At 45.8% G+C, this 26,590-nt stretch carries 25 protein-coding genes and 2 pseudogenes; 14 read left to right on the top strand and 13 right to left on the bottom strand.

What is annotated here, in order from left to right; genetic code table 11:
- Window positions 1-23 precede the first annotated feature (23 nt).
- Window positions 24-827: a hypothetical protein gene (locus MKY75_RS14110; RefSeq protein ID WP_165146856.1), complete on the top strand. Its 804-nt coding sequence runs from the start codon at window positions 24-26 to the stop codon at window positions 825-827.
- Between the two features lie 81 nt (window positions 828-908).
- A complete protein-coding gene (locus MKY75_RS14105) occupies window positions 909-1,049 on the top strand; it encodes a hypothetical protein (protein ID WP_165082404.1) in 141 nt (46 codons plus the stop codon).
- 338 nt (window positions 1,050-1,387) lie between these two features.
- On the opposite strand, the gene MKY75_RS14100 is transcribed toward MKY75_RS14105, so the two are convergent.
- Window positions 1,388-2,305, bottom strand: a complete 918-nt coding sequence (locus MKY75_RS14100; RefSeq protein WP_029517394.1) for a LysR family transcriptional regulator — start codon at window positions 2,303-2,305, stop codon at window positions 1,388-1,390.
- A 238-nt stretch (window positions 2,306-2,543) separates the two neighbouring features.
- On the opposite strand from MKY75_RS14100, the gene MKY75_RS14095 reads away from it, so the two are divergent.
- The 3 genes from MKY75_RS14095 to hydG all read left to right on the top strand — a co-directional run bounded on the left by MKY75_RS14095 (window position 2,544) and on the right by hydG (window position 6,931).
- Window positions 2,544-4,160 (top strand): alkaline phosphatase, encoded by a 1,617-nt coding sequence (locus MKY75_RS14095; RefSeq protein WP_165146853.1) that lies wholly within the window; start codon window positions 2,544-2,546, stop codon window positions 4,158-4,160.
- 256 nt (window positions 4,161-4,416) lie between these two features.
- On the top strand, window positions 4,417-5,469 hold the full coding sequence (hydE, locus tag MKY75_RS14090) for a [FeFe] hydrogenase H-cluster radical SAM maturase HydE (protein WP_257791715.1): 1,053 nt from the start codon (window positions 4,417-4,419) through the stop codon (window positions 5,467-5,469).
- 49 nt (window positions 5,470-5,518) lie between these two features.
- Window positions 5,519-6,931: a [FeFe] hydrogenase H-cluster radical SAM maturase HydG gene (gene hydG / locus MKY75_RS14085; protein ID WP_013310651.1), complete on the top strand. Its 1,413-nt coding sequence runs from the start codon at window positions 5,519-5,521 to the stop codon at window positions 6,929-6,931.
- A 146-nt stretch (window positions 6,932-7,077) separates the two neighbouring features.
- On the opposite strand, the gene hydF is transcribed toward hydG, so the two are convergent.
- From hydF to MKY75_RS14045, 8 genes are all read right to left on the bottom strand, one after another.
- Window positions 7,078-8,331, bottom strand: a complete 1,254-nt coding sequence (hydF, locus tag MKY75_RS14080) for a [FeFe] hydrogenase H-cluster maturation GTPase HydF (protein ID WP_340885705.1) — start codon at window positions 8,329-8,331, stop codon at window positions 7,078-7,080.
- On the bottom strand, window positions 8,318-9,766 hold the full coding sequence (locus MKY75_RS14075; protein WP_340885702.1) for an aspartate ammonia-lyase: 1,449 nt from the start codon (window positions 9,764-9,766) through the stop codon (window positions 8,318-8,320). The genes hydF and MKY75_RS14075 overlap by 14 nt, the downstream gene beginning before the upstream one ends.
- Window positions 9,763-10,353: a 4Fe-4S dicluster domain-containing protein gene (locus tag MKY75_RS14070; RefSeq protein ID WP_013310648.1), complete on the bottom strand. Its 591-nt coding sequence runs from the start codon at window positions 10,351-10,353 to the stop codon at window positions 9,763-9,765. The genes MKY75_RS14075 and MKY75_RS14070 overlap by 4 nt, the downstream gene beginning before the upstream one ends.
- Window positions 10,354-10,416: 63 nt before the next feature.
- Window positions 10,417-11,922 (bottom strand): [FeFe] hydrogenase, group A, encoded by a 1,506-nt coding sequence (locus MKY75_RS14065; RefSeq protein WP_340885698.1) that lies wholly within the window; start codon window positions 11,920-11,922, stop codon window positions 10,417-10,419.
- Between the two features lie 32 nt (window positions 11,923-11,954).
- On the bottom strand, window positions 11,955-12,605 hold the full coding sequence (locus tag MKY75_RS14060; protein ID WP_340885696.1) for a 4Fe-4S dicluster domain-containing protein: 651 nt from the start codon (window positions 12,603-12,605) through the stop codon (window positions 11,955-11,957).
- Window positions 12,602-14,764: a formate dehydrogenase subunit alpha gene (fdhF, locus tag MKY75_RS14055; RefSeq protein ID WP_029517400.1), complete on the bottom strand. Its 2,163-nt coding sequence runs from the start codon at window positions 14,762-14,764 to the stop codon at window positions 12,602-12,604. The genes MKY75_RS14060 and fdhF overlap by 4 nt, the downstream gene beginning before the upstream one ends.
- A 128-nt stretch (window positions 14,765-14,892) precedes the next feature.
- Window positions 14,893-15,429, bottom strand: coding sequence for a hypothetical protein (locus tag MKY75_RS14050; RefSeq protein ID WP_230585033.1), 537 nt, complete (start codon window positions 15,427-15,429; stop codon window positions 14,893-14,895).
- Window positions 15,430-16,135: 706 nt separating this feature from the next.
- Window positions 16,136-16,561 carry a MaoC family dehydratase gene (locus MKY75_RS14045; RefSeq protein WP_340885694.1) on the bottom strand — a complete coding sequence of 142 codons (426 nt, stop codon included), beginning with the start codon at window positions 16,559-16,561 and terminating at the stop codon, window positions 16,136-16,138.
- 237 nt (window positions 16,562-16,798) lie between these two features.
- On the opposite strand from MKY75_RS14045, the gene MKY75_RS14040 reads away from it, so the two are divergent.
- The 3 genes from MKY75_RS14040 (at window position 16,799) to MKY75_RS14030 (ending at window position 18,037) form a co-directional block, all read left to right on the top strand.
- On the top strand, window positions 16,799-17,020 hold the full coding sequence (locus tag MKY75_RS14040) for a hypothetical protein (protein WP_165146841.1): 222 nt from the start codon (window positions 16,799-16,801) through the stop codon (window positions 17,018-17,020).
- Between the two features lie 72 nt (window positions 17,021-17,092).
- Window positions 17,093-17,323: a phage holin family protein gene (locus tag MKY75_RS14035; RefSeq protein WP_340885692.1), complete on the top strand. Its 231-nt coding sequence runs from the start codon at window positions 17,093-17,095 to the stop codon at window positions 17,321-17,323.
- A 276-nt stretch (window positions 17,324-17,599) separates the two neighbouring features.
- Window positions 17,600-18,037: a phage holin, LLH family gene (locus MKY75_RS14030; RefSeq protein ID WP_340885689.1), complete on the top strand. Its 438-nt coding sequence runs from the start codon at window positions 17,600-17,602 to the stop codon at window positions 18,035-18,037.
- A 104-nt stretch (window positions 18,038-18,141) separates the two neighbouring features.
- Here the strand turns inward: MKY75_RS14030 and MKY75_RS14025 are convergent, their stop codons facing one another.
- Both MKY75_RS14025 and MKY75_RS14020 read right to left on the bottom strand, forming a co-directional pair.
- Window positions 18,142-19,233 carry a hypothetical protein gene (locus tag MKY75_RS14025; RefSeq protein ID WP_340885686.1) on the bottom strand — a complete coding sequence of 364 codons (1,092 nt, stop codon included), beginning with the start codon at window positions 19,231-19,233 and terminating at the stop codon, window positions 18,142-18,144.
- A gap of 103 nt (window positions 19,234-19,336) precedes the next feature.
- Entirely contained in the window at window positions 19,337-20,152 is an 816-nt protein-coding gene (locus tag MKY75_RS14020; protein WP_245231627.1) for a hypothetical protein, read from the bottom strand.
- 283 nt (window positions 20,153-20,435) lie between these two features.
- Between MKY75_RS14020 and MKY75_RS14015 the strand changes: the two genes are divergently transcribed.
- The 3 genes from MKY75_RS14015 to MKY75_RS14005 all read left to right on the top strand — a co-directional run bounded on the left by MKY75_RS14015 (window position 20,436) and on the right by MKY75_RS14005 (window position 22,730).
- The gene (locus tag MKY75_RS14015) at window positions 20,436-21,851 is read left to right on the top strand and encodes a helix-turn-helix transcriptional regulator (RefSeq protein ID WP_039271170.1); all 1,416 of its coding nucleotides are present in this window, start codon (window positions 20,436-20,438) and stop codon (window positions 21,849-21,851) included.
- Between the two features lie 180 nt (window positions 21,852-22,031).
- Entirely contained in the window at window positions 22,032-22,262 is a 231-nt protein-coding gene (locus MKY75_RS14010; protein ID WP_029514980.1) for a hypothetical protein, read from the top strand.
- A 48-nt stretch (window positions 22,263-22,310) separates the two neighbouring features.
- On the top strand, window positions 22,311-22,730 hold the full coding sequence (locus MKY75_RS14005; RefSeq protein ID WP_069010667.1) for a hypothetical protein: 420 nt from the start codon (window positions 22,311-22,313) through the stop codon (window positions 22,728-22,730).
- A gap of 194 nt (window positions 22,731-22,924) precedes the next feature.
- Here the strand turns inward: MKY75_RS14005 and MKY75_RS14000 are convergent.
- A pseudogene (locus tag MKY75_RS14000) lies at window positions 22,925-23,223 on the bottom strand (SPRY domain-containing protein); the annotation flags it as partial.
- A gap of 77 nt (window positions 23,224-23,300) precedes the next feature.
- Complete coding sequence (locus MKY75_RS13995; protein ID WP_029514978.1) at window positions 23,301-23,540, bottom strand: hypothetical protein; 240 nt, start codon at window positions 23,538-23,540, stop codon at window positions 23,301-23,303.
- Window positions 23,541-23,779: 239 nt separating this feature from the next.
- Between MKY75_RS13995 and MKY75_RS13990 the strand changes: the two are divergent.
- From MKY75_RS13990 to leuD, 3 genes and pseudogenes are all read left to right on the top strand, one after another.
- A pseudogene (locus MKY75_RS13990) lies at window positions 23,780-23,898 on the top strand (fibronectin type III domain-containing protein); the annotation flags it as partial.
- A gap of 621 nt (window positions 23,899-24,519) precedes the next feature.
- Complete coding sequence (gene leuC / locus MKY75_RS13985) at window positions 24,520-25,944, top strand: 3-isopropylmalate dehydratase large subunit (protein WP_029514977.1); 1,425 nt, start codon at window positions 24,520-24,522, stop codon at window positions 25,942-25,944.
- 21 nt (window positions 25,945-25,965) lie between these two features.
- Complete coding sequence (gene leuD / locus MKY75_RS13980) at window positions 25,966-26,568, top strand: 3-isopropylmalate dehydratase small subunit (RefSeq protein ID WP_165146838.1); 603 nt, start codon at window positions 25,966-25,968, stop codon at window positions 26,566-26,568.
- Window positions 26,569-26,590: the final 22 nt, after the last annotated feature.

The raw sequence follows: 26,590 nt of genomic DNA, 5'->3' as shown, positions 1-26,590 counted from the left end.
TGATTGAAAAGGGGTTTTGAAGGATGAAAGGATTTTTGAGTATGATCGGGGTACTTCTAGTGTTTGGTGTAGGCTTCTCACCATTCTTGGCTAACTACTTATGGAATGATCCATTTTTGATTATGGATGCTCCGTGGTATCGGCCGTTAATTTATACAGGCTTTGCGCTTATATTTCTACCTGGTATTATAGGTGCGTTTTTCGGAGGGGGTAAAGTCAAGAAGGGTGCTCCTGGGGTAGGGATCATTACTAGTGTTCAGCAAACAGGGACTTATGTAAACAATCAGCCGCAGGTAAAACTTGGGTTGACCGTAACCAAACAGGGAGAAGACAAATATGATACTGCTTTGACGACGATTATTCCTTTAACTTCCATGGCTCAATTTCAGCCAGGCTCGATCATTCCACTCGTAATATCGGAGAAAGACAAAAAGAAAGTAGGACTTGACCTGAAAGGGCAGGTGTCGCAGATGGATTTGCAAGCGTTAATGAATGAGCAAATGGTCAAGCAGGGCGTATCGCCCGAGCTGATGGAAATTGCCAAAACCGGTGAGCAGGCATATGCAAAGGTGCTGGATGTTACACCCATGGGTGAAGCGGGATCCGATAAAATTAAGCTTCAATTTACGCTGAGTGTAACGAAAAGCAACGGCGATACCTTTAATGTAACCACGCAAAAGGATGTTTTTTCTTCCCAACTATCCAAGCTGCAGCAAGGAAGCATTATAGAGGTCATTTATTCACCTCAAGATCCTTCGAAATTGGTCTTTAAAACACAAGTGAGTGAAGCCGAGGTACAGCAAGCATTTGGTTCTTCTCGATCATAAAAAAGTTTTTTATGATACCTGTTTCAGATACAGCCTATAGGTGTATTATAATAGTATCCCGACACCAGGAGGTTGATAACGATGGATAACCAAAGTAGATCCGAACTGGCGAATAGGGATGGCCTGTCACGGCCGAGAGGCTTAAATAGACAGGTTGTCGGAAACAACTATGAAATGGGCTATGATCAGGACAAAAGTCCACCACATCTAGGGAGACCCTGATCACAACAAGGCGAGGACAGACACTTTGGGATCACACAGCACATTGGAACTGAGGTAGGACATTCTTGGATACCAAGACTAGAGACCTTAAGGAAAGAAGTGATGCGGGATGGATAAAGTGGAGTTTCCGAGCAAGCGTAGAGTAATCAGGCGAGGCTGACATGAATTTCAAATGAACATGAAATGTGGTTCGTTGAAGACAGATGGAAGCAACATCGCAACAGTGTAATCGAACCCGTGATCTAATTGCAGTATTGAAAGTATAGGGGCGAAGCCCCAGGACCGTCTTCCTCTCTGGCTTGGGCTGGGGAGGAAGACGGTCCTTTTCACGTTCGAGGCTACTTTTGAGAAAGTTGCTCGACCGTTTCTCGGAAGGTATCAATAAAAGCTTCGGCAGCTTTAGACAAATAACGTCCGTTCCGGTAAGCAATGGCCAGGGTACGGCTGGGAGTAGGTTCGGCGAGTGGCAGCAATGCTGGAACAAACTCGCTACTGGCGGCCCGTGCGATAAAACGTGGGACGAGTGTCACGCCCATACCTGTCGCTACGAGCGATTGAAGGGTCTCCATATTAGTGCTTTCAAACACCACATTGGGTTCAAAGCCTGCTTGATGACATAGATCCATCGTCAGCTTGCGAAAGCCTTGCCCTTTTTTCAGGACGACAAAAGGCTCGTCTTTCAGTTCTTCCATATGCACTGGCAGCGGCTGGGTACCATTTTTACGCAGGGCTAGGGGATGACCCGGAGGAACAGCGAGATCAATCCATTCTTCACCGATGGGGACATAAGAAAGTGTAGGTTCTACTAAGGGAAGAGAGAGCAGGCTGAGATCTGTATCGCCACTTGCCGTTTTTTTCTCCAGATTCATGGATGAATCTTCGACTAACACGATTTCAATGTCTGGATGAGCCCTCTTGAATACAGGCAGCACATGCGGCAGCAAATGGGAGCCTGTGATAGGCATACTGCCAACGACGACCTTCCCTTTTCGCAGCTGAGAAATATCGTCCATTTCCTGCCGGAGCTGCTCGACTGCATCAACTATTTTTTTTGCCTTTTCTACAAAGCTTGCTCCTGCATGTGTTAATTCCACCGTGCTGGTGTTGCGTTGAAATAAAAGTACCCCAAGTTCTTTTTCAAGTTTGGACAATTGTTGGCTCAAAGAAGGCTGAGCAATATGCAGTTTTTCTGCTGCGCGTGAGAAGTTTTTTTCCGCTGCAATTTGCAGGGTGTACTGAAGCTGTCTGAATTCCATCGAATTTCATGCTCCTTATCTTATAAACTTTTCCTATTACATCATAGACTGATTATACAATAATAAAATTAAATGCCCAGTCCTGACGAATCTCATGTGTCACAAGTATTATATAGATGAAGCGTTTTGTCACAAATATCGTCTTTTAATATAGATAATGAATTCCTTTAACATTCTCCTGATAAAACATAATTAATCTTAGTTCTGGTTGTACAAAAAAGATCTGGGAGGAAAATGAATGCTAAAATGTTGGGGGCTACATACGAAAAAATCGGTGGCTGCACTCGTAGCGACGATGATGCTAGCAGTAAGCGGTGGGACGGCGATGGCAGTCGAAAAGGACACGTCGATTAAAAACGTAATTATTTTGATTCCAGACGGTATGGCTAATGACGCCACTGCACTGGCTAGATGGTACAAAGGATCCTCCTTAACGTTAGACAGCATGGCAAGCGGCATGGTGCGTACGCATTCTGCGGATGCTCCAATTGCCGATTCTGCTCCAGCGGGTACTGCTTTTGCCACAGGACATAAATCTCATACTGGGTATGTGGGTGTCCTTCCTGATGAGGCGACAATGCCTGGACAACAACCCATTGCAGGGGGTGACGCCAAAAAGCCTGTAGCTTCCATTCTTGAGGCTTCCAAGCTGGCAGGAAAATCGACCGGAATTATTGCGACTTCCGAGATTATGCATGCGACACCAGCTGATTTTACCGCACATTATCCTGATCGTAAAAATTATGATGCACTCAGCATGCAGCAAGCCTACAACGGGGTTGACGTAGTGTTAGGTGGAGGCGGCAAGTTTTTGGAGGCAGCAGGGCGTAAAGATGGCCAAGATTTGGTAGCCCAAATTAAAGACCAGGGTTATGACTTTGTCACGACACCTGAAGGGTTGAAAAAATCGACCTCCAGCAAGCTCTGGGGCAGCTTTTCTCCCGAAGCCCTTGCGTATAACCTGGATCGCGATGCATCCAAGGAACCTAGTCTGGCGGAAATGACATCGAAAGCCATTGATGTGTTGTCCAAAAACGATAAAGGCTTCTTCTTAATGGTAGAAGGCAGTAAAGTGGATTGGGCCGCCCATGCAAATGATCCAACCGGAATTATTAGTGACGTGCTTTCATTTGACGATGCGGTGAAAGTGGCTGTGGATTACGCCAAACAAAACCAAAATACTGTCGTCGTAGCAGTGACAGACCACGGAAACGGTGGATTGACGATTGGTAGCAGCGATACAACTAGCAATTATGACAAAACGCCTTTAGCTGCTTTTATAGACCCGCTGAAAAAAGCGAAGCTGACGGGTGAAGGCTTGGAAGCCAAGCTGAATGCAGATCGCAGCAATATTAAAGAGGTGCTTTCCACGTATTTTGGCATCACCGATTTGACAGACGAAGAAGTGAAAACCATTAAAGATGCCAAAGAAGGCAGCATGAACTATGCTGTCGGACCGATCATTAGCAAACGTGCGAATATTGGCTGGACTACAGGCGGACATACAGGAGGCGATGTCGTGTTGTACACGTACGCGCCGAACGGAGACCGTCCATCCGGTGTAATCGACAATACGGATGTAAATAAGTATATGACACGTGTACTTGGACTGGACTTGGATACAGTCAGCAAGCAGCTTTTTGTTCCTGCAAAAGCCGCTTTTGAAGCTAAAGGAGCCAAGTTTACTGCGGATACGAAAGTCATTACAGTGACCAAAGGCAGTAACAAGCTGGAGCTTCCGGTATACAAAAATATTGCTATGCTGAATGGTAAAAATACCACGCTCAACGGTGTAGTTGTATTTAACGGTGTTGATTATTTTGTACCCCAGCAGGCAATTGATTTGATTCAGTAATATGCAGAATCATCGACAAGGGCTGTTTCTTCCATTAGAGGAAGAGACAGCTTTTTTGTGTGTTGAGCTAAATGTGTATTTTTTGAGGCGGAAGTTGAAGAAGGTTTTTATAAAATGGGATTTTTTGTGAAACTAGTCACGTTACATCTTCTTCGATATTGCTAGAATAATACATGTACGGTACAAGCCGCTGATGATGCGAAGTCCGGATGGACGAGGGAAGAAGGGATGAGTCACGGACGAATTATTACTGCGTCTGGCTGACGGCAAGGAATGGACGCATACGGAAATGATGGAGTTGCTGACACGTTTGGATGATGAGCCGACGCTACGGGCTCAACTGAGGCACCTGGCAGCTCGCACCAAATTGGAGCGCTATGGCAAAGGTGTTTTTTTACGGGGATTAATTGAATTCTCCAGTATATGTCGTCAGGACTGCATGTACTGTGGGCTGCGTGCTTCGAATAAACAGGCAGATCGTTACCGTTTGCAGCCGGAAGAAATTCTGGCCTGTTGTGCGGAGGGCTATGAACTCGGCTATCGGACCTTTGTGCTGCAAAGTGGGGAAGATTACTGGTTTACAGCAGCCCGGCTGACGAAATTGATTCGAGAAATTAAAAGCCGTTTCGCGGATGTGGCAGTCACACTGTCCATCGGTGAACGGGATGATGAAACTTATGAGCAATTATACGAGGCGGGCGCGGACCGTTTTTTGCTGCGGCATGAGACAGCTTCCCCCCGTTTGTACGCCAAGCTGCATCCGACGATGACAATGGAAAGCAGGCGCAGCCGTCTGCTGGCTTTGCAACGAATCGGCTTTCAGATCGGGGCCGGATGTATGGTGGGGTTACCAGGACAAACAAATAGTGAATTAGCAGACGATTTGGTCTATCTGCATAGCCTGTCACCAGATATGATCGGGATTGGTCCTTTTTTACCGCATAGCAACACGCCGCTTCGGGATGCCAGTCAGGGGAGCATGGAAAAGGCTCTCGATATTATTTCGTTATCCCGACTGGTTGTTCCAGATGCACTTATTCCGGCGTCCACGGCAATGGGAACGATTCATCCCCAAGGCAGGGAGAAGGCGCTTCAGGCAGGGGCAAATGTGGTGATGCCCAATTTGTCGCCACTGGCGGTGAGGCCTAAGTATGCGATTTATGAGAATAAAATATGTTTGGGAGATGAGTCTGCCCAATGTCGTCATTGCCTGGAACTGCGGATTCGTGGAGCGGGATTTGAAGTCGATATGGGGCGCGGTGATAGTTTGAGGGTGCAACGACAACTTATGAGACAGGAAACTTTGTGAGGCTATGACGGAAACATTGCAGTAACCATGAATAAGGAGATGGGTATACGTGAGTGGAGTACGGGAGAAAGTGTCGGCGGATTTTATTAATGAAGCAGAGATTATGGCAGCAGTGGAGCAGGGGAAACAAGAGGCAACAGATCGACACCGTATTTTAGAAATTTTAGAAAAGGGGAGAGCCTGCCGGGGACTGAGTGCGAGTGAAGCGGCGGCTCTTTTGCATGTGGATGATCCTGAATTATTGGAAGAGATGTTCAAATCTTCGAGGGCAGTCAAAGAGCAAATTTATGGCAACCGGATTGTGTTGTTCGCCCCTTTATATGTAAGCAACCACTGCGTGAATAACTGCGAATATTGTGGTTATAAACATACCAATGACAGCTTTACTCGTAGCCGTCTGACACCGGAGGAATTGGTGGAGGAGGTTAGAGTGCTTCAAGAACTGGGACACAAGCGACTCGTGCTGGAAGCGGGAGAAGACCCAGTCCATTGTCCCATTGACTATATCGTCGATTGTCTGCGCCAGATCTATGAGGTCAAGGTGGATAACGGCAGCATTCGGCGGATCAATGTGAATATTGCATCCACAACCGAGGAGGACTATCGGAAACTGGCAGAGGTGGGCATTGGTACGTATATTTTATTTCAGGAAACGTATCATCGGGAAAGCTATCGTAAATTCCACCTACAGGGACCAAAGCGGGACTTTGATTGGCATACTACCGCCATGGACAGAGCCATGCGTGCGGGTATAGATGATGTGGGGATCGGTGTGTTGTACGGCTTGTATGATTTCCGCTATGAGACCGTAGCGATGCTGAAACATGCCGAGCACTTGGAAGAAGCCTTTGGCTGTGGCCCTCATACGGTTTCAGTTCCACGATTGCGTCCGGCTGAAAATGTAGATCTGGAGCGATATCCGTACCTGGTCAACGATGAGGATTTTATGAAAATTGTATCCGTTCTTCGACTGGCTGTCCCTTATGCTGGTATGATCCTGTCCACGCGCGAGGAGCCGGAATATAGGGACCGCGTCATTGGTCTAGGCGTGTCGCAGATTAGTGCAGGTTCAGCTACAGGCGTAGGGGCATATGCAAAACAGGAAACTGATGATAAGCCTCAATTTGAGGTAGGGGATCATCGCTCACCATCGGAAATTATTAAAAGTCTGTGCCGTGGCGGATATATGCCGAGCTACTGCACAGCTTGCTACCGCGAGGGGCGAACTGGAGATCGTTTCATGGAGCTTGCCAAATCAGGACAAATTCATAATGTGTGCCAGCCGAATTCACTGCTGACCTTCCAAGAATATCTGCTTGATTATGGGGACGAGGAGGCGCGTGAACTGGGGGCTGCCGCTCTGCGAGAGAATCTGGAGCGTATACCACGTGAATCGACGCGCCGTTTGACACTTGACAGACTGGAACGACTGGAAGCAGGCGAGCGTGATTTGTATTTTTAGCAATTTATATTATTCGTAGTATCATTTTACGCAATGAAAATTCTCATGATTTATAATAGAACTTGAAAATAAAAAGCAGTCGCGTTGAAATCAGCGCGGCTGCTTTTGTGTGTCTGGAAAAAATATGAATGACGAGATAAAGTCTTTTAGGAATAACTGCCGGCTTCTACAGCTTGCTCCCATGCCAGCATAGCAGATGGGAAGCATTCAATAGCACGGGGAAAGACCCCCTGTACATAAGCGATGAAAATACCATAGTTCACAATCGGCACTCCGGCAGCTTTCGTTTCCGACATTCGATGAAGCATCGTACGCCGATTGAGCATGCATGCACCGCAATGAATAACCAGTGCGTATTCGCTCAGATCATCAGGGAAGCTGGAGCCGGATGCATGCTCGATGATAAGACGTTTGCCTATCGTTTGGCGGAGCCAGCGGGGAATTTTCACTCGGCCAATATCGTCAGATTGGCATTGGTGAGTGCAGGCTTCGGCAATGAGTACGCGGTCTCCATCCTTGAGGCGATCAATGGCTCTTGCACCTCGTACCAGTTCGTCCAGATCGCCCTTATGACGGGCAAATAGAATGGAAAAAGAGGTGAGAGGCACATCCTTGGGCGTGTCGGCCGCTACTTTCATAAAAACCTGTGAATCAGTAATAACCAAGCGAGGATTGCGTCCCAATCTCTCCAGCGTCAATCGTAGTTCATGTTCTTTGGTCACTACGGCGATGGCATCGCTCTCTAGTGTATCGCGGATTGTTTGCTGCTGTGGCAGAATCAATCGGCCTTTTGGTGCAGCTTTGTCGATGGGAACGACCAGCACAACAACATCGCCGGGTGACAACAGGTCACCGACGATACGGAAACGATCCTCGTTTTGGGGAAGTGTATTCGTGATAGCCTTTTTCAGTTCCGTGTCTCCCCGGAGCAAAGATGCACTGAAAGGAATCAAGGTGAGATCCAGTTCAGTTGCCAGTTTTGTAGCCGTTTTATCTGATTCTGTAAGGGTATCTATCTTATTCAATACCCCAATAACAGGAATCTTTTTGATACGGAGCTTTTCGAGTAGCTCATGCTCGAATGATCCGACTCCAACGGAGGCGTCGATAACGAGAAGAGCCAAGTCTGTACTATTAAGTATTTCTAGCGTTTTGTTGCGGCGCAGCTCTCCGATCTCACCCTCATCGTCCAGTCCGGCGGTATCCACCAAAACAATGGGACCCGCTGGGAGCAGCTCCATCGGTTTGAAAACGGGGTCCGTGGTCGTTCCTCCTACAGGAGATACCACTGCGACGGGCTGACCAGTCAGGGTGTTCAGAATGCTGGATTTGCCTGCGTTACGGCGACCAAGCAGAACGATATGTGGTCGGTTGCTACGAGGGGTATCATTCATTCCCATGGTGAGTTCCTTCTTCCTGCCCCGGAATTCCGGGCTTGGTTACTGTATAGGGATGGCATAATTGGTCAATCCGCGAACGGGTCAGTAGGCCGCGATCTTCTGCAATATCCTCTGGTGTGCGACCTTGCACAATGGCCGTCGATGCAATGGAGGCAGCCTCATCATAGCCAAGCTCCGCGACCAGCGCAGAAGCCATCACGGCTGAGTTACGTAGATTTGTAATACAGCGTTCTTCACGCACGATCAGGCCACGCACACATCGTTCTTCGAATAGTCGAACCGCGCTGTTCAGAATATGTAGCGATTCCAGCAACGATTCGGCAATCAGCGGCAGGAATGCGTTTAGCTCCAACTGACCCGAGGCAGCGGCCATAGTGATAGCCGCATCTTCGGCTATCACACGCATGGCTGTTAGTCCTGCCATTTCAGCTATTACCGGATTGACCTTGCCAGGCATAATAGAGGATCCGGTCTGAACTGGAGGCAGCGTGTATTCGCCAATACCACCGAAAGGACCAGAGGCCAGTAGGCGAAAATCGCCAGATATTTTGTACAGATTCACGGCGGCTGCTTTGAGTAGACCGGACACCTCCACAAAGACATCCATATTTTGAATCGGATCCATCGGGTGGTCGCTGCGACTCAGTCCAAAGCCGGTCTCATCCGCCAGTTTTTCGACCATCCGATAGCTGTAAGCGCGGGGCGCGTTCATACCTGTGCCAATCGCCGTGCCTCCAATAGGGATTTCCCGCAGCCGCTCTTCGGCCTTATAGAGACGCCAGCGGTCGCGCGCTATAGCCTTTGCATAGGCACCAAAGCCCTGCCCGGCCATCATGGGCAGGGCATCTATTAGCTGAGTGCGGCCTAGCTTGAGTAGGTCGGCATATTCTGTTTCTTTGTGTTGTAAAGCATCCTGTAACGAAGACATTGTGTCACATAAAGGCCGAAGCAGCCGTATCGCTGCAATTCGTAGCGCTGTGGGATAGACATCATTCGTAGACTGACAGCAGTTCACATCATCCAGCGGATGTACAATTTCATACTGCCCTGGTCTGCCTCCTAGCTGTACGATGGCCAAATTAGCAATGACCTCATTTACATTCATATGGGTACTGGTGCCTGCGCCGCCTTGCATAGCATCCACGGTAAACATATGTTGGTGTCTCCCGGCGAGTATTTCATCACAAGCATATACAATGGCAGAGGCCCGTTGGACAGGAAGCCGTTTCTGCTCACCATTCACTTGAGCGGCTACTTTTTTTACCAACACAAGAGCGTGGATCAGGTTTTGGTTCACAGGCCTGCCACTGACCGCAAAATTGTTCATCGCGCGTGCGGTGTGAATACCGTAAAAGGCGTCTGCGGGAATTTCCATCTCTCCTAACGCATCCCGCTCGGTTCGCGTATTTGTAGGTAGAGGGAAACCTTCAGTCATAGACCTGTTGCCGGAATGCGTGTCATATGCAGCAGCTGACGTGCACTTGCAGCGCGTTTTTCCTCAACCCGGGCATGAACCAGATCTGGCTCGACCAGCTTGAGGGCTTGTGTTGGACATTTACCAATGCAGGCCGGTCCGCCGTCCACACCTTCGCACAAATCACATTTGCTGGCAATCATGCGTTCTTTGGGTTGCAAACGGCCTGACATATTGGTGTACAGTCCGTCTTGAACGACAGGCTGCCCGTTTCGATACTCGGGTACCATGGTAATCGCGCCGTAAGGGCAGGCGATCATGCAGGTTTTACAGCCAATGCAGCTTTCACTGTTAATGAGAATGCAGCCATCTGCGTTCGTAATGGAGCCGTTCGGACAAGCGTTAGCGCATGGGGCATCCTCACAGTGACGACACTGAACGGGTGCAGTGACTCCAAATGATTTAATAACCTTCAGACGAGGGTGAAAATGAAACTCATCATCTGGTGAGATAAAAGGGTTCTCCGCTGAATGTGCGATGACACATGCGATTTCACAGGTACGACATCCGATACACTGGTCGGGATCAGCTAAAACAAAACGGTTCATACAATTCGACTCCTCTCTAACTAACGACAAATATAATGTATACAGCATAAAAAACTTAACGTATTAATGAATGGAGTAATCCGTATCCCCATTGATAGAAATAGTGCTACTGCGGCTTTGCTTGCCGGGCCCCCGTTGTTGGAAGGTCGTGTGCAGAAGATGATGCGACACATGGCCCAGGGGCTCACCTAGAAATTCATCATAAAGTTTAATGATGTGAGGGTTCTCATGCGATTTTCGTACCTGGTGTGCAGCATCATGTCCATAGATGGAGGATTTACGTGCCCGATAAGCTTCAATTCGTTGCTTTTCTAACATAATCTTGGGTTGTCCCCCTCCACTGATACATCCGGCAGGGCAGCCCATCACCTCAATAAAATGATAATCACATTCGCCCGCCTGGACACGATCCAGTAGCTGATAGGCATGCTGTAGCCCGGCGACGACCGCTACCTTGAGCTGTAGCTTGCCTACCTGAACCTCAGCTACTCGAATGCCTTCCTCACCACGTACAAAATCGAGTTGGAGCTTCGGCAGTTTTTCATTCGTCAGCAGCTCGTAACCTGTACGGATGGCAGCTTCCATGACTCCTCCAGTGACTCCAAAAATGGAGCCTGCACCGGAATATTGCCCTAACGGTGAATCGAATTCTTCATCAGGCAGGTTTGCAAAATCAATTCCGCTCTGCTTGATCCAGTATGCAAGTTCACGCGTGGTCAGTACCTCATCTACATCACGGTAACCGTCAGATTCCATTTCGGGACGATCACATTCAAATTGTTTACAAGTACATGGCATGATGGCAACGCTGTATATATTCGCAGGCTCCACCTCGTCCAGTTGTGCGCCATAAGATTTGATAAGCGCTCCTAACATTTGCATCGGAGATTTGCAGCTGGATAGATGGTCTAGCAGATCGGGATATTCAATCTCGGCAAATCGGACCCATGCTGGACAGCAGGATGTGAACATAGGCAAGGGACCGCCTTCGGTCACGCGACGAATCAATTCCGTGCCTTCCTCCATGATGGTCACGTCAGCTCCAAAGTTGGTGTCATATACCCGGTCGAAACCAAGGCGGCGCAAAGCAGCAGCCATTTTCCCAGGCGTCAAGGTGCCAAACGGCATACCGAATTCCTCCGCGAGTGAAACACGAATGGCCGGAGCACATTGGACGATCCGAAACTGTCCAGGTTTGGTCATCATATCGCTTACCTTATTCAAGTTGTAGCTATAATAGGCAGCGAATAGCGGCTCTCTGATGTCGGCAGGCATATCGCGTTCTTGTATACGCTCTAGCCGTCTAGCGGCGCTTTCCTGTGGAGATGAACCTGCCCAGTCAGATGCGTATACGCTGCATATTTGTACACATTGACCGCAAATAACACATCGGTCTGCATTAATGGTTTGCGGTTCTCCAGGCAGTCCCTCTATGGCATCTACTGGACAAACCTCAGCACAGCGTCTGCATCCCGTGCAGAGCGTCGGGTCAATATGAATGACAGGGTCTGTGCAATCAGTCGTCTTCATACAAGGAGGTGAAGAGATCTTGTCTATAGTGGTTGACATGTTTTTCTACCTTTCTGCGGCTGATTTTGACCTTACAGGCGTGGGAAAAAGACTTCCCGCCGAGGCTCTGGAGGCGAGTCGGATATACCTTTGGCCAGCCGTAGGACATGATTCGGGCAGGCATCTACACATGCAGGCTGTCCGTTCTCTGTTTCTGCGCACAGATCGCATTTGCTTGCCGCGGTGCGGGGAAGGGCCACTCGATTTGCCCGGTGAGTCAGGCCGGACTGCGTCACAAGGTGTCCGGCCCGGTAGACCGGAGACACCTCAATTGCCCCGAAGGGGCAGGCCAAAACACAGGAAGTACAGCCGATACATCGATCCTCATCTATCATGACGACTCCGTCCTCCTGACGAATGGCCTGCACCGGACAGGCATGTGCGCAGGGGGCATTTTCGCAATGCCGGCATTGCACCGGCACATACGTATCTCCTGTACGAACAACATACACCTTGGGTATGACAGGAACGCTGACGGTTCCGACCGAAGCTCCTATACCGTTAGCCTGACTGTGAACGGCGAAGCACGCCAGTTCACAGGCTTTGCAGCCGATGCACTGCCCGGCGTCTGCCACTACAAAAGAAGAAGCAACAGCGCTTGTTCTACCGGCTGCTCCCATTCTACTCATCGAAGCTGACCGGGTATCAGTCGGACGGTGCATCATATTCCCTGTGCCGCTCATCTTGTCACCTTATCAGCCAAAACAGCTTCCTGGACGTTCATCTGTTTGCGAATCTGTTGGTACGATTCATGTACATCACGTTCGGCCTGAGCTTGGTCGGCGATTCGTTCCAGGCGGATGGCACAGTATTTTAATTCCGGGGTTTTGGATACCGGATCGAGAAAATCAGCGGTCAGCTCGTTGCATGCTCCAACCCACCAGTGATAGGTCATGTAGGTCGCACCTTGTTGCACACGGTCACTGATTTGTGCCCGAGCCATGATGCGTCCCCGGCGGGAGGATATGGCAACAATTTCACCATCCAGAATATTCAGATCTGCTCCGTCTTCCGGGCTAATCTGAATAAAGCCAGGCTCATCAGACAATTGGCGCAGCGCACGGCAATTGCCAGTCATGGTACGAACGGAGTAGTGGCCTACCTCACGGACTGTAGACAAGACAAGCGGGTATTTTGCATCCGGTTGTTCTTGTGGCGGACGCCATTCGCAGGCGAATAATCTGCCTTTGCCACTAGGTGTCGAAAATTGATTTCCTTTATACAAATACGGTGTACCTGGATGATCCTCAGTAGGGCAGGGCCATTGCACGCCGCCTTGCTGCTCCATTTTTTGGTAGCTGGCACCGGAGAATAATGGGCAGAGGCTACGCATTTCATCCCAAATTTCCTCTGTGTTTGCATAGGACATAGGGTAGCCCATGGCGGTAGCAACCTCGCTAATAATGGCCCAGTCTGGCTTTACATCACCCTGTGGCTCGACGGCCTTTCGGATGCGCTGAAAGCCCCGATCTGCCGAAGAATATACACCGTCATGCTCGCCCCAGGCAGTAGAAGGGAGGATGACATCGGCATGCAGCGCTGTTTTGTTCATGAAAATATCCTGGACCACGACAAATTCCAATTGGTCTAGGGCTTCACGCAACTCGGCGGCGTTCGGATCACTTTGTACAGGGTCTTCGCCGAAAATGTAATAAGCTTTCAGCTTGTTCTCCTTCAGGATGAGGTGTGGTACCTCCGTAAGTGGATATCCTTTTTTACGCGGCAGCTCAACACCCCATGCTTTTTCAAACTTTTTGCGAACCGTGGTGTCTGTTACATCCTGATAGCCAGGATACACATTCGGTAAAGCACCCATGTCACAGGAACCCTGTACATTGTTTTGTCCCCGTACTGGTCCGATACCCACATTCGGCTTGCCCAGATTTCCGGTCAACAGTGCAAGGGAAGCGAGCCCTTTTACTACGTCAACGGCCTGTGAAAATTGGCATACGCCCATTCCGTACAAAATGGTAGCGGTAGGGGCCTTTGCATATTCCCTCATAGCCGCCCGGATATCGGCCGCCTTGACCCCCGTAATGCCTTCCGCATATTCGGGAGTATATTTTTTAATGCTGTCTACATATTCGGCAAAGCCTTCGGTGTTTGCTTCCACATATCGTTTGTCGTACAGTCCTTCATGCACAAGTACATGACCAAAAGCGTTCACCAAAGCCATGTTCGAACCGCCCTTTAAGGGTAGCCACATATTCGAGATACGAGCTGTTTCGGTCATGCGCGGATCGCATACAATAATTTTGGCGCCTCTTTGCTTGGCAGCTACAATGCGTCTTGCGACGATCGGATGTGTTTCGGGTGCATTATATCCAAATACGAAAATGAGATCAGAGTGTTCAATTTCAGGAATAGAGTTGGACATAGCTCCATCTCCGAGCGAGTAAGTCAAACCTGCCACAGAAGGGCCATGGCATACACGAGCGCAATGGTCAATATTGTTCGTGCCAATGACCGCCCGCATGAACTTTTGCATGACATAATTGGCCTCATTTCCCGGACCACGTGCGGAGCCCGTTCCCATAATGGAGTCGGGTCCGTATTTTTCCTTAATTGCTGACAGCCGTTCGGCAGTATATTGAATGGCTTCCTTCCACTCCACTTCCTCCATAACTCCATTTTTGCGAATCATGGGCTTGCGCAAGCGTGCAGTCAGAATTTGCGGGTCATTCAGAAAATCCCATCCGTAGTGTCCTTTTAGACACAACGTTCCTTCATTCGTACGACCACCAGCCGGCTCTGCGCCAATTACCTGTCCTTTTTCCACCAGCAAATGAAGCTGACAACCGCTCCCGCAGTAGGGACATACGGTCAATACCTTGTCTGCCATAAGTGCAGCACCTCTTTTATATGAAATAGATGAAACTCGAAACATAAAAAAAGCCAATACAAAAATGCCGCTTTACGCTGCATCCTGTACTGGCTTATCCGCGAGCGAGGAGACAAGGCTCCTTCCCGCTAATCCAACCGGTGTATGTGTTGTAGTTCTAGAGTAATGATAATGTGTCCGTCTCCATGGACGGAGGGGCAGACCTCCCAAGTATAAGTGAAGGGACTGCCGAGTGTTTTTTCGGCTTCGTTCATAAACTCCTTTTCCAGATAGGGACGAAGGACGTCCCAATATTCTCTGACCTTGTCCTCAGCCCCTTCATGAACGAGAATTTCGGACAGATTAGACAATGTACCTCGAATTTCTACCGTAATCCGGAGCGGCGAATCCAGTGAAACCTTGACGTTGTCCGGTCCTTTTCCCCGGTAGTGTTTGACAATACATACGGCCAACTTCCTGATGCGCTCACGGTATTCCAATTCGGTATTCAACATCTGGACACTCCGCTTCGAATCAAAATAAAGGCGTACTTGCCGCGCATGCCAGACAGCCTGTGTAGCTAGTTTAGAACAAGACGTAACCGTCCCGACCAAAGTGGTCTGCCCAGCACGGCGTATCACTCTTCTATGGTAGAACAGGTTGGCCCGGAAAGATGTGAAATTCATTACACTGAACCAAAATTTTACATGGATTAGCCCCTCTTGAAGCAGCTTTACCTCTATGGTTTGTATGATGCTTCTCGTTCTATCGCATTGCTTGTACAGTTCTAATACAAAAGCAGTAGATGAATTTATCATTATTACATTGAACGAAAATGCTAGTCGAACACCAGAAAATATAAATATGTTATCCAAAATAGGTGATATCGTACGTGATTCTGCAACTACCATGATATGTGTGGGATTGGAAGTGGTATTCGTGAACATCATCTTCAGGTTATGCGAATTCCGGAAGATTAGTTACTAAGAGGAATACTGGGTACGCTAAATCATCAATCCAACGCTAATTTGTCTGTACACAAACCAACAGATCCTAAGCAGATCGCCCAAGTCATTGTCTGTTACAAACACCCGACGAACAGCGTTGGTTTTCAAGTCGAGACCCATAATAAAGTGGCAGCAAAGCAATTTATCGCACTGTACAATCGCTTTCATCATGGGGTAAAGTGCGGGTTCAAGATGTAGAATCTATGCGAAATTCAGTTGTAGAAGGGCAACTTAAAGGTCGCCAAATGATGGCTTAGAAGGAATTACTGCAATGTGTGGCTGAACATAAAGCCGCAAGTCAAGCCACGTTAGAATAAAGAGAAGAGGTCCGTGCAAAAATGCATGGACCTCTTCAAACCTGTAATAATTGAATTTTTATAAAACTTTACTGTTTAACCAGCACGGATAAATCGCCTTTAAAAACTTGCTCCTCTTTGTTGTTGAAAGTCGACAGCAATACAGTAACGAGTCCTGTTCCATTCCTCTTCTCTTTTACTCCAATCACTTCAACAATGGTGTACAATTCGTCGCCTGGATATACTGGTTTAATAAATTTAATATTATTCATAGCAGTTCCAGCAATAACCTCATCACCGTAACTGCCTGTTTCAACCCAAAGCTTAAAAGAAACAGCTAATGTTTGAATTCCTGAAGCGATAATTCCATTAAATCTGCCTTGTAATGCTTTCTCTTCATCTACATGCATATATTGCGGGTCAAACTCCCTTGCAAATCTGGTAATATCCTCTTGAGTTAATTTTAAAGACTTGGTTTTAAATACTTGTCCGATATAAAATTCATGAAACCGCATTATTACACCTCTTGATTAAATTATTTGCTTATTTATAGAGTAGCATAATATCACCAATCAAGTTAAACTGTCCGTTAGCTTAATGACGTATTGTCCGTCTACAACTTTATATTCACTGAACAATATTTCCCTTTAAAACTCGTAGCGTTATAGCAGCAAATTAATTTAAGATACAAGTATGAAAAGCCTCTGTTAATTCAGGGGCTTATTTTGCGTCTTGAGGAGGTGGCGAAATACATGGCAAAGATAAAATCCACATTGGATATACAACTGGATCTAACCAGATCGGTTCAAGAATTGACTGAGGTTATTTCTGCTGTAATTGCTTCACAGCCAGCACGCCGGAAAGAAATTCTTATAGGTTTGGATATTGCGGTAGGAAATGCATTAGCAGAGATACAGGCCCAAGAGGAAAAGAATCAAAAAGCAAATGATGATAGCTCAGGAAAAGTTTCCTGAACGGAGAGACGGGGGAAGAAGGTTGGATAAGTGGGAGTTTTTAAGTTCTGTACTGCTTTAGGAAGCAGCGCTGTGACGTATTTTTATGGTGGGTGGTCGGGAGTATTGGGGGTGTTACTTGCTCTGGTCATTATTGATTATGTGACCGGCTTATTTGCCGCTGCCGTAGAAGGTAAGAAGGGTACCGGACCAGGTTTAAAAAGCAAGATTGGTCTTATCGGTATAGCTCGACGGAACTTATGTACCGTTGCGGTCTTTGGCAGATGTATTGGGCTTTTCTTATCACTGGGACAACACCCGTAAGGAAGCGTATTTAAACAGAGCCAAGCTGCAAACTGTCCAACTTGTAGACGATACGGCTTATGTGCAACTCAAGCCAATTGCAGAAGCTTACGGGCAGTAGTGTCCTGGGATTCAAAAAATAAAAGCGCATCGTTGAAAACGAAAGGGGAAAAGTAATCATGCAATCAATTATCGAAACTGTGCAACCTTACGTAAATACCATCGCCACAGCCGCTGTGGGTGTGCTTACAGCGTTTGTTTTAGGAGGTCTGAACAAAACTCAAAACTAAGGTTAACGTGTGGCTAGAAGCGCGTACTACGGCGGCACAGAGGGGAATAATCCATAAAATTGCTGGGGAGGGCTTTGCTTTTGCTCAAACAGCATTTAAAGAAGCTGGAGGAGAACGTAAGCTTCAGGAGGCTTTGCAGTATGCTTCACTTACTCTTTCCAGTCAAGGTATCGTAGTATCCCAAGTAGAGTTAAAATCCGTGATTGAGAAGGCATATCTGGAGTATAAGGCCAAAACAAAAGTGGCACTCGCTACTGACGCACAGCCAAACGAGGAGGCAACACGGGCAGCAGCTAAGGAAGCTGTATCGGGTCTTGGCGCGAAGCTTAATGATTTCTTGGCTCGTGCTACAGCAGAGGTATCATCCGGTAAGGTTCAGAAAGCAACTGAGTCTATTCAAGAACCAACAGAATCAGTACAAGCGCCTGCTACGGAGCAAGACTAATACGGCTATAGTTACAAAGTAAACACTAAACAGATAAGGAAAGCCCGAAAGATAGCGTAAACTTGCTTCTTTCCGGCTTTTTGGCATGTTGCTAATCAGAGCAATTACTTGTTCAGCAGCATGAAGTTATTGATGAAACCCTCTTCTTGTATAAAGATGGGGGTTTGAATTTTCGATGTGAAATCATAATAATATACGCCGCGCCCTTCCTCCTCATTTTTCTCAGAGGCGCTACCCAAATAGTAGACACCCTTGCCGTCGGGGGACATATAGACAAATTGGCGGGATAAAATAGGCAACTTGATTTTGGTGCGTTTACCTGTTGCAATATCAATCAGACTATACTCTGGATTGCCACCATTAATGAATCGAGTGGTTATGAGGAGCAGCTTATCATTACTGCTGGACATCGATGATATTTCTTGATTTTTTAGTGTAATAACAGAACGCTCTTGCTTAGTGACGCTATTGATTTCTGTAACCTTGTTATCCGGTGGGATCATAATGGTCTGTGTTCGGTTTGAGATTTCTCTTTGTTCATCTTGCTCCTTAGCTGAATAATGTGAACTGTAAATTGCTTTTTTGGCTGGATTATAGGTTATAGACCAAGTTTGTTCTTCATGGTTTTTATCTTGGTTTTCATCATGCATAAATTTCATGGCGTGCGTTGTTTTATTGTAGAAAATAGTTTTAAGTATACGTTCTCCTTTTTTGACCGCAACCAGAACGAGTGGGCCATCTGGAGTAGTTGGTACGATACGATTGATGGCAAACAAATTATCGGTAAGCTGTTCGATTTTTTTGGTATTCAAGTCATACGAAAATAATTGGTCTCCCTTATCACCAACATCGGCAGAGTAATAAATTTTGTGATCAGGCAAGGACACTACAGAAAGCGGGTATTGAGAGGTATAAGGAACATCGGCCAGCTTGGTCAATTTTTTGCTGTTTAAGTCGTATGTCATAACTCGCATAACCATGCCTTGATCTGATTTCTTCCCATTCACATACTCTGTATAAGTCATGGATAGATACTGGCCTTTCCCGGCCGACACTACTTTTTCATTTGATTGGGCCTTTTTGGGTACAGATGATTCTGCTGGTGGGGTAAAAGAGGGAGAGCAGGATGACAATAAAGCTGGCACGAGCAGGGAAAGTATAAAGAATCTAAAAAATTTGTAGCTACTTGTTCTCAACACGAAGCATCCTTTCTGAGATAAGTGATGAATCAAACTGAAGATGATAACGAAAAGGGAAAGGATAGGACGCGAGATCCTATCCTTTTTTGGTATAAAGATCTTAAAAATCATAGGAATATCTTGCTGAAAATGAGACGTACGAATGCCATTCTAAACCTAACTTCTCTACACCCGTTTTCCAAATATCAATGACTGCATCTGGAAGACTCCCGTTATCAGCTTTATAAAAATTAGCTACGGCATTATTATCATAATTCCTTACCCGAATTTCTGTCCCGAAGTCGGGATTATCAATGGCTCCTTTTGTTGCACAGTCACCTCTTTGGAGTCTATTGGAATTTTCCCCATACGTGTCTGTGAAGTTTGTTCCTCTCCCTGTGCCTCGAACATAGCCACTAGATGTTCCGTTAATTTTAATTTCATTATCATGATCTCCATATGTATAAGTTCCAGGTGATTTGCGTGTACCGCGTGGTAATGCTTGAAGTGAAACATTATTAGTAGTAATCGCATTTTCTTTTTGATCAGGCAAGATAATATCTTTGATAAAACCTTCGCCATCATAAATTACTTTTAAACCAGGCTGAGGGTCAGGGTTATCAATATGATATACCGGTAGTGATTTGGTTGCTTCATCGATCTCTTTATCCTGTTGTTTTTCTTTTTCTAGCTCAGCCTGTTGTTCAGCAGTCAGTGGAGCAATAGCAGCTTTAGATTTTTGCTGTTCAGGTACCGGAGTTCCTTTTTCCAATACAACCATGTTATTGTTCTCATCGTATTGAATGATGGTACCCGCTAACATGCGGTCAGGGATTTTATCTCCTTTTTCGGCATTGGAGGTAGCTGGATAGGCGACCCCAAAAGAAATGAGTAGCGTTGCAGCTAGAAAAGCTTGTGGTAGAAATTTTACTTTCAAACAAAACGCCTCCTTGAAATATTTGTAAATACAAAGCCAGCGTAAAGGAATCTACTAATATTTTCAACCTTTTTATGGCATATATGAATATATTTAATATTTTTTAAGATGGGTATAGGCTGCGGAGAGTGTTCTTTACGTCATTTCATGCCACCGATTATGCCGAAGTTCTTTAATAAAATGCAAAAGAAATAAAGGTTATTGACAACTGTTAAATTATGGACAACAATAGAATGCAATAATATAAAAGTTTTGGAATTTCTGTATGAAGGGTGGATATGACATGAAGCATACACCTACGATTAGAGCAGAATTAGACGGATATTTAAAACAAGAAGGTTTGAGTCTATCGCAATTTGGGCAAGTTGCAGGCATGAATAGGGGGGCGCTAAGTGCCATTGTGACAGGAAACAAGCCTATGTCTGTTAACCAGCTTGATCTAATTACTGAGGCGATGGGTTTACCGGAAGGCCACTTTTACGACTTATTTATAGAAAACTACATCATCGACACGCCCCCGAATATGAGACGAATCGAGCCATTTTTGTATCGTTGTGCGGAGTTGGACAAGTTGGATGCGATCCGTCGAGTGGTAGGAGCCATCATGGACAATCTACTTTATTCGCCCAAACTGTTTGACATTGCAGAAACCCTATTCGCTCAAGGACGCCATGCTGCGGCGCTGCTGCTCTATGAGAGTGTAGCAGAAGCAGAGAAGTACCAACATTCTGAACGTCTGGCAGTCTGTCAATATCGAATATTTACGATTCAAATTGGAGATGATCAAAGTCGGAATATGAAGGCAGCTATACTGTTTGAGCCTTATGTCGAGCGTTTGGATGAAATAGATCAGCTTGACGCATTGAAGGATTTGGCAAACGTATATAGGTCATTACGTAAATGGGACAAGGTAGACGAAATGGCAAGGCAAATGAGAGCTAAAGCGGAAATCCAGTATAGTTTACAACACCAAGAAAAACGAAAGTTTCTAGATGATGAAAAGAGAACAAGAGGGCCGTTATTTGGATACATTGCTTATGCTGACCTGTTGTGTGCTAGTGTTTGTGAAGCTCAAGGCGATTATCAACAAGCTCTACAATATACATACGCCTATGCGGATTTAGACTGGGTTAAAGAGGATGACGAGGACACAAAACACTGGGTAAACCTGTTCAGTCACTGGGCGGTAGGAAATACTTACGTATATAAGCTGTTGTCAGGAGAAATAAGCCTGCTGAACGATTATGTTGAATATATTGCTACAACATCAGCCGCTAACGAGAATGAAAAGCTTTCAAAACTGCTGAATGTTATAATCGCAGCAAACCAGTTTAGCATAGATGTAGACGATATACTCAAACGATTTGAAACGCTAATTGCGACTTTTTCACAACAACCATCATCAGATGATATGTATACCCGACAAGTGATACCGGATTATATCGCGTGGTTTGGTTACGAGTTAGGTTTTTATTATTTATACCGAGGGAAGTACATTGATGGCTTTAAATATTTGATGAATGCAATGGTAAAGTCACATATAATAAATAATGAAACTTACTTTATAAACTGTATGGGGTTGTTTGTTCGTTTTCAAGCCCATGCAGTTCCTGAAACTAAAGCTGAGTATTTCAATTTTATTGAAAGGGTGTGGGAAAACAATGTTCAAAAAAATGGTACTTTTAGTCATCGCGGCTAGCTTTTTGTTTATTGTTACTATGCCGGACCAAGCCTTTAACCACCACCATAGTATTCAGCCTAACGTTACCATTGGAGGATTTTAAAGAAAAAGCTCTGCTAACCTTATGGTTGGCAGAGCTTTCTTCAGTGTAGGAATTACCACACGATTTACTCGAATACTATTTCTGAAGTGATCAGCATGAACTATACATATAGAGTGTCAAAGTCGGATATAGAACTTTTTGCAGATGCGTTAGGCCAGGTAAGAGTATATGTAGTACAGCCGTTGAGCAATGAGTTGATAACGGTCGTTGACTACGGCGGAGTAGTGGAAAAGTTTTCGCCTGATGCAATTAAGATTAACGAGTCGTATTTCTTTCGTAAGCAGTTTGAATTTAGAGTAGATCTTAAAGAACCTACCAAATTGTAATCGGTAGCCTTAAAGGTAGACCATAACAAAAAATAGGAGAGGAAAAGGATGAAGAAAAGAATATTTCTGTTCTCGATTTTATCTTTAGCTATAGCAACTACGGTAGGTGCTGCTTCAGCTTCACCAAGTATAACTAGCAAAAACACCATAATTAATCAAAGATCGGGGGGAAGCGCAACTGTAAAAGAATCCTTTAGTGTCCCTAAAGGATGGGGTCATGTTAAACTTCGTATGAAGAATCACTCTGATCATCCAGTAAAGGTAAGTTTAACTCACAGCGGTTCAAACAAACTATATATTGAAGGATTAGTAATCGCTCCTCACGACACAGTGACTTGGAAATCTACTGACCAAGGTTTCAGCGACGGTTTGCGTTCTGGAGACTACATACTTCAGTGGAGAGGCAGCGACTATAAAGTTAATGGGGAAACATGGGGGGTAGCTGATTCACAGCCTGGAAATCTCTAAGTTATCCTAGCTATACAACTGTCCTTCTAGCCGTTTGGTGAGGAGGGCTAATTATGCGTTTGTTCAAGCCAACAAGTGAATTAATCCCCTTAATTGTTCGGTAGAGCTTTTTTTCATTGATCAGTTTGAATTTAGAGTGGATGTGAATAAGGACTCCGCTGGTATGTAACCAGTATGGAGTCCTTTGGTGTTTATTATTTAGTTGAATACTCACTTACTTCAACGTAAGGATTTTGTTGAATATTACGTAGTCTTTACGGTTGCTGAATGGTCCCTTGTTGTTATTGTGCTTATCAATGGCAAAGAATGAAGGACCTCTACCAGTATCCTTTGCGTCATACCAAGCGGTGAAAGCATTCAATTCTTTTTTACTCAGATCGAATTCTTTATCAAACCCATTACCCATGGTTACAGTAAGAATAGCGCGGTCACCAGTTGCTTGAGAGGCCTCATCTGTATCGGACGAACCAGGTGTTGTAGACGGATCTGGTGTTGGTGTTACCGGCAAATTATTGTACATCTCGAAGGCTCCAAGTGAAAATAGAGAATTACCATTATTACTAGTGATGTTCAAACGGTATTTTTTATATTTTGTTTCATTGGTAAATGAAATTCTTTTTTCTCTTTTTCTTTCCAGTTAGTAATATTTTTTTGTGTATCGAGAATGACCCGTGAAACACCGTCCGACCCTTCGAACATCCAATCTTTTGGCGATTCGGTTAAACTAGATCTACGTGGAGCCAACACATATTTGTTGACAACTACAGGACTTTCAAATTCATAAGCAATCCAGCGTGGATACTTCGCCACGCCTCATAATATAGTATTGAGAAGATTTAATATAATTCCAAGTAATAACAGGGGAGTAGGATCGATCTTGGGTAAGTCATCAGTTAGATAAATATGCAAATATTTAGATTGTATTTATAGATTGGCAGGTTTATGTTTAGACACATTTCGAGGAATATACTTCCAAATATATACAGTAAAATAATGAAGCCTCTGTCACTCCACAAGGAGGAGGTCAAACTGACCCTGAGCAACTCTCAGGTAATCGCGCAATCATGGTATTGACCATGACTACCGGTTTGGACAAGGAATTTGACTTAAGCATGAAAGAGGTCAATGACTTTATCGCTTGGTTGAGAGCAGACAGGCTGGTACTGGATTGACTAAGCATTTTTTGTTAAGAAGCCCTTCCTTTAATCAAGACCTCGCATAGCCTATGGAGTATAGTACCCTAAAATAAAGGAGGCGTTACGTGTGGGGGAAATGAAAAGAGACTACGCGGGAATCACCGGAAGAGTTTGGACGTCGATAGCTGCTGTCTTGGCACTGTTCATTTTGCTGGTAATCATCTTGAAATTAATTCATTTATAAAGATTCTTAAGCTCCACCAGCAGCCACATTAGCTCCTGAGGAATGTATAAGGTTCGCCGTTCGACCCGTCCCCGACCTTAAAGAAGTTGGTGAAACAACAACGTTTTGAAAACAACAGAATGACCTTCAGCCGCTTTTCCGGAGTGGGTAGGGGAATAACCCCTTAACTACGCCTGATCCACGCCGGAGCGGCTGAAATAAGTGGACTGTTTTTACTATTAAGAGCTGATAGAAATCAGTGCAAGGAACCGCCTATATTCACCTCATCTATTCTTATAGCCTTAACCTATCACTTCTATAGATATCATATCTTAGACCAATCAGACATCCCGTGGTATATTGTTGACATTCAAGAGAGAGCCGCTCAGCTTCTCTCCACTAGGTTCGAAAAACACAGGGGTGAATAATGATGAGTAAAAAGACTATGTTCGAGAAAATTTGGGATAACCATGTCATCTATCAGGAAGCAGGTAAGCCGAGTATTTTGTACATCGATCTTCACCTCGTACATGAGGTAACATCGCCACAGGCGTTTGAGGGATTACGTCTTAGCGGCCGTCAGGTACGTCGTCCAGAGCTTACGTTTGCAACGATGGATCATAACGTACCGACTAAGGACCGTTACAATATTACGGACCCGATTTCCAAGCAGCAAATTGATACATTAACTCAAAATTGCCGTGATTTCGGTGTCACACTGTATGATTTGGATACGGTGGATCAGGGTGTCGTTCACGTTATGGGGCCTGAACTTGGTCTGACTCATCCGGGCAAAACGATTGTTTGTGGTGATAGCCATACTTCCACACATGGGGCGTTCGGAGCACTCGCTTTTGGTATCGGAACCAGTGAGGTAGAGCACGTAATGGCAACACAATGTCTCCAGCAAGCCAAAGCCAAAACGATGGAAGTTCGCTTTGTAGGTACCCGCAAACCTGGTGTGACAGCAAAAGACATGATTTTGGGTGTCATCGCCAAATACGGTACAGATTTCGCTACAGGCTATGTTATTGAGTATACAGGTGAATCTATTCGCGAATTGAGCATGGAAGAGCGCATGACTGTGTGTAACATGTCCATAGAAGGCGGAGCCAGGGCAGGAATGATTGCACCGGACGAAACCACCTTCAACTACTTGCGTGGACGTCAACATGTAGCACAAGGAGACGCTTTCGAGCAAGCGGTTGCTGAGTGGAAAGAGCTTGTCACAGATGAAGGCGCTGAGTTTGATGTTGTGCTGGAGTTTGACGTAGATGCTTTGATTCCTCAAGTAACCTGGGGAACGAGCCCGGGTATGGGTACAGATATTTCCTCAACCGTACCGATTCCGGCAGAACTGCCAACCGAAAACGAACGTAAAGCGGCTGAGAAAGCGCTTGAATATATGGATTTGAAGCCAGGTACTCCGATCACGGATATTGCGATTGATTATGTGTTTATCGGCTCGTGCACTAATGGGCGGATTGAAGATTTGCGTGCAGCCGCTGAGGTTGCCAAAGGCTACAAGGTTTCTGACAAAGTAACGGCCATCGTCGTACCAGGTTCGGGACGTGTGAAAATTCAGGCTGAAGAAGAAGGACTGGATATCATTTTTAAAGAAGCAGGATTTGAGTGGCGTGAAGCAGGATGCAGTATGTGTCTTGCGATGAATCCAGACGTGCTGCAACCGGGACAGCGTTGTGCTTCGACTTCTAATCGTAACTTTGAAGGTCGTCAGGGACGCGGAGGACGGACTCATCTGGTATCTCCAGCAATGGCAGCCGCTGCGGCGATTCATGGGCATTTTGTTGATGTACGGGATTGGAAATTCAAGCAGGAAGAAGTAGTCCGCTAGGATACAGGGGGAGGAATTACGATGGAAGCTTTCACAACATTAAAAGGAATTGTAGCACCTGTGGATCGGGTGAACGTGGACACAGACGCTATTATTCCTAAGCAGTTTTTGAAACGAATTGAGCGTACGGGCTTTGGACAGTTTCTGTTCTACGAGTGGCGGTTTGATGAAGAAGGCAATATCAATCCTGAATTTGAACCGAACAAGCCTCGTTATGCAGGGGCGTCTGTGCTGATCTCTCGCGCTAACTTTGGCTGTGGCTCCTCACGTGAGCATGCACCGTGGGCGATTATGGACTATGGGTTTCGTTGCGTAATTGCTCCGTCTTATGCAGATATCTTCTATAATAACTGTTTTAAAAACGGTATATTGCCGATCAAGCTGTCTGAAGAGCAAGTAGAGGAATTGTTCCAGCGTACGGCGCAGCATGATAACTACCAACTGAACGTAGACCTGAATGAAAAAACAATCACAGACGACTATGGTCTGAAAATTGAATTCGATCTGGATGAACATCGCCGTCAGTTCCTGCTGCAAGGCTTGGACGATATTGGACTGACACTCCAGCATGAATCTGAAATTCTGGCGTATGAACAAAGACGCGCTGCGAAACAAGGCGCATAATCATAATTCCCACTTTAGGTTC

Source organism: Paenibacillus sp. FSL L8-0663 (assembly GCF_038008125.1).
Taxonomy (GTDB): Bacteria; Bacillota; Bacilli; order Paenibacillales; family Paenibacillaceae; genus Paenibacillus; species Paenibacillus polymyxa_D.
Note: the sequence above shows the minus strand (reverse complement) of the source record. Positions and strands in the feature narration are given on the sequence as shown.

Bases quoted from the DNA above. Each gene is read 5' to 3' on its own strand.
- MKY75_RS14110 (WP_165146856.1), top strand. From the start codon at position 24: ATGAAAGGATTTTTGAGTATGATCGGGGTACTTCTAGTGTTTGGTGTA.
- MKY75_RS14105 (WP_165082404.1), top strand. From the start codon at position 909: ATGGATAACCAAAGTAGATCCGAACTGGCGAATAGGGATGGCCTGTCA.
- MKY75_RS14100 (WP_029517394.1), bottom strand. From the start codon at position 2,305: ATGGAATTCAGACAGCTTCAGTACACCCTGCAAATTGCAGCGGAAAAA.
- MKY75_RS14095 (WP_165146853.1), top strand. From the start codon at position 2,544: ATGCTAAAATGTTGGGGGCTACATACGAAAAAATCGGTGGCTGCACTC.
- hydF (WP_340885705.1), bottom strand. From the start codon at position 8,331: ATGGGAATGAATGATACCCCTCGTAGCAACCGACCACATATCGTTCTG.
- MKY75_RS14075 (WP_340885702.1), bottom strand. From the start codon at position 9,766: ATGACTGAAGGTTTCCCTCTACCTACAAATACGCGAACCGAGCGGGAT.
- MKY75_RS14070 (WP_013310648.1), bottom strand. From the start codon at position 10,353: ATGAACCGTTTTGTTTTAGCTGATCCCGACCAGTGTATCGGATGTCGT.
- MKY75_RS14065 (WP_340885698.1), bottom strand. From the start codon at position 11,922: ATGTCAACCACTATAGACAAGATCTCTTCACCTCCTTGTATGAAGACG.
- MKY75_RS14060 (WP_340885696.1), bottom strand. From the start codon at position 12,605: ATGAGCGGCACAGGGAATATGATGCACCGTCCGACTGATACCCGGTCA.
- fdhF (WP_029517400.1), bottom strand. From the start codon at position 14,764: ATGGCAGACAAGGTATTGACCGTATGTCCCTACTGCGGGAGCGGTTGT.
- MKY75_RS14050 (WP_230585033.1), bottom strand. From the start codon at position 15,429: ATGAATTTCACATCTTTCCGGGCCAACCTGTTCTACCATAGAAGAGTG.
- MKY75_RS14045 (WP_340885694.1), bottom strand. From the start codon at position 16,561: ATGCGGTTTCATGAATTTTATATCGGACAAGTATTTAAAACCAAGTCT.
- MKY75_RS14040 (WP_165146841.1), top strand. From the start codon at position 16,799: ATGGCAAAGATAAAATCCACATTGGATATACAACTGGATCTAACCAGA.
- MKY75_RS14015 (WP_039271170.1), top strand. From the start codon at position 20,436: ATGAAGCATACACCTACGATTAGAGCAGAATTAGACGGATATTTAAAA.
- MKY75_RS14010 (WP_029514980.1), top strand. From the start codon at position 22,032: ATGAACTATACATATAGAGTGTCAAAGTCGGATATAGAACTTTTTGCA.
- MKY75_RS14005 (WP_069010667.1), top strand. From the start codon at position 22,311: ATGAAGAAAAGAATATTTCTGTTCTCGATTTTATCTTTAGCTATAGCA.
- leuC (WP_029514977.1), top strand. From the start codon at position 24,520: ATGAGTAAAAAGACTATGTTCGAGAAAATTTGGGATAACCATGTCATC.
- leuD (WP_165146838.1), top strand. From the start codon at position 25,966: ATGGAAGCTTTCACAACATTAAAAGGAATTGTAGCACCTGTGGATCGG.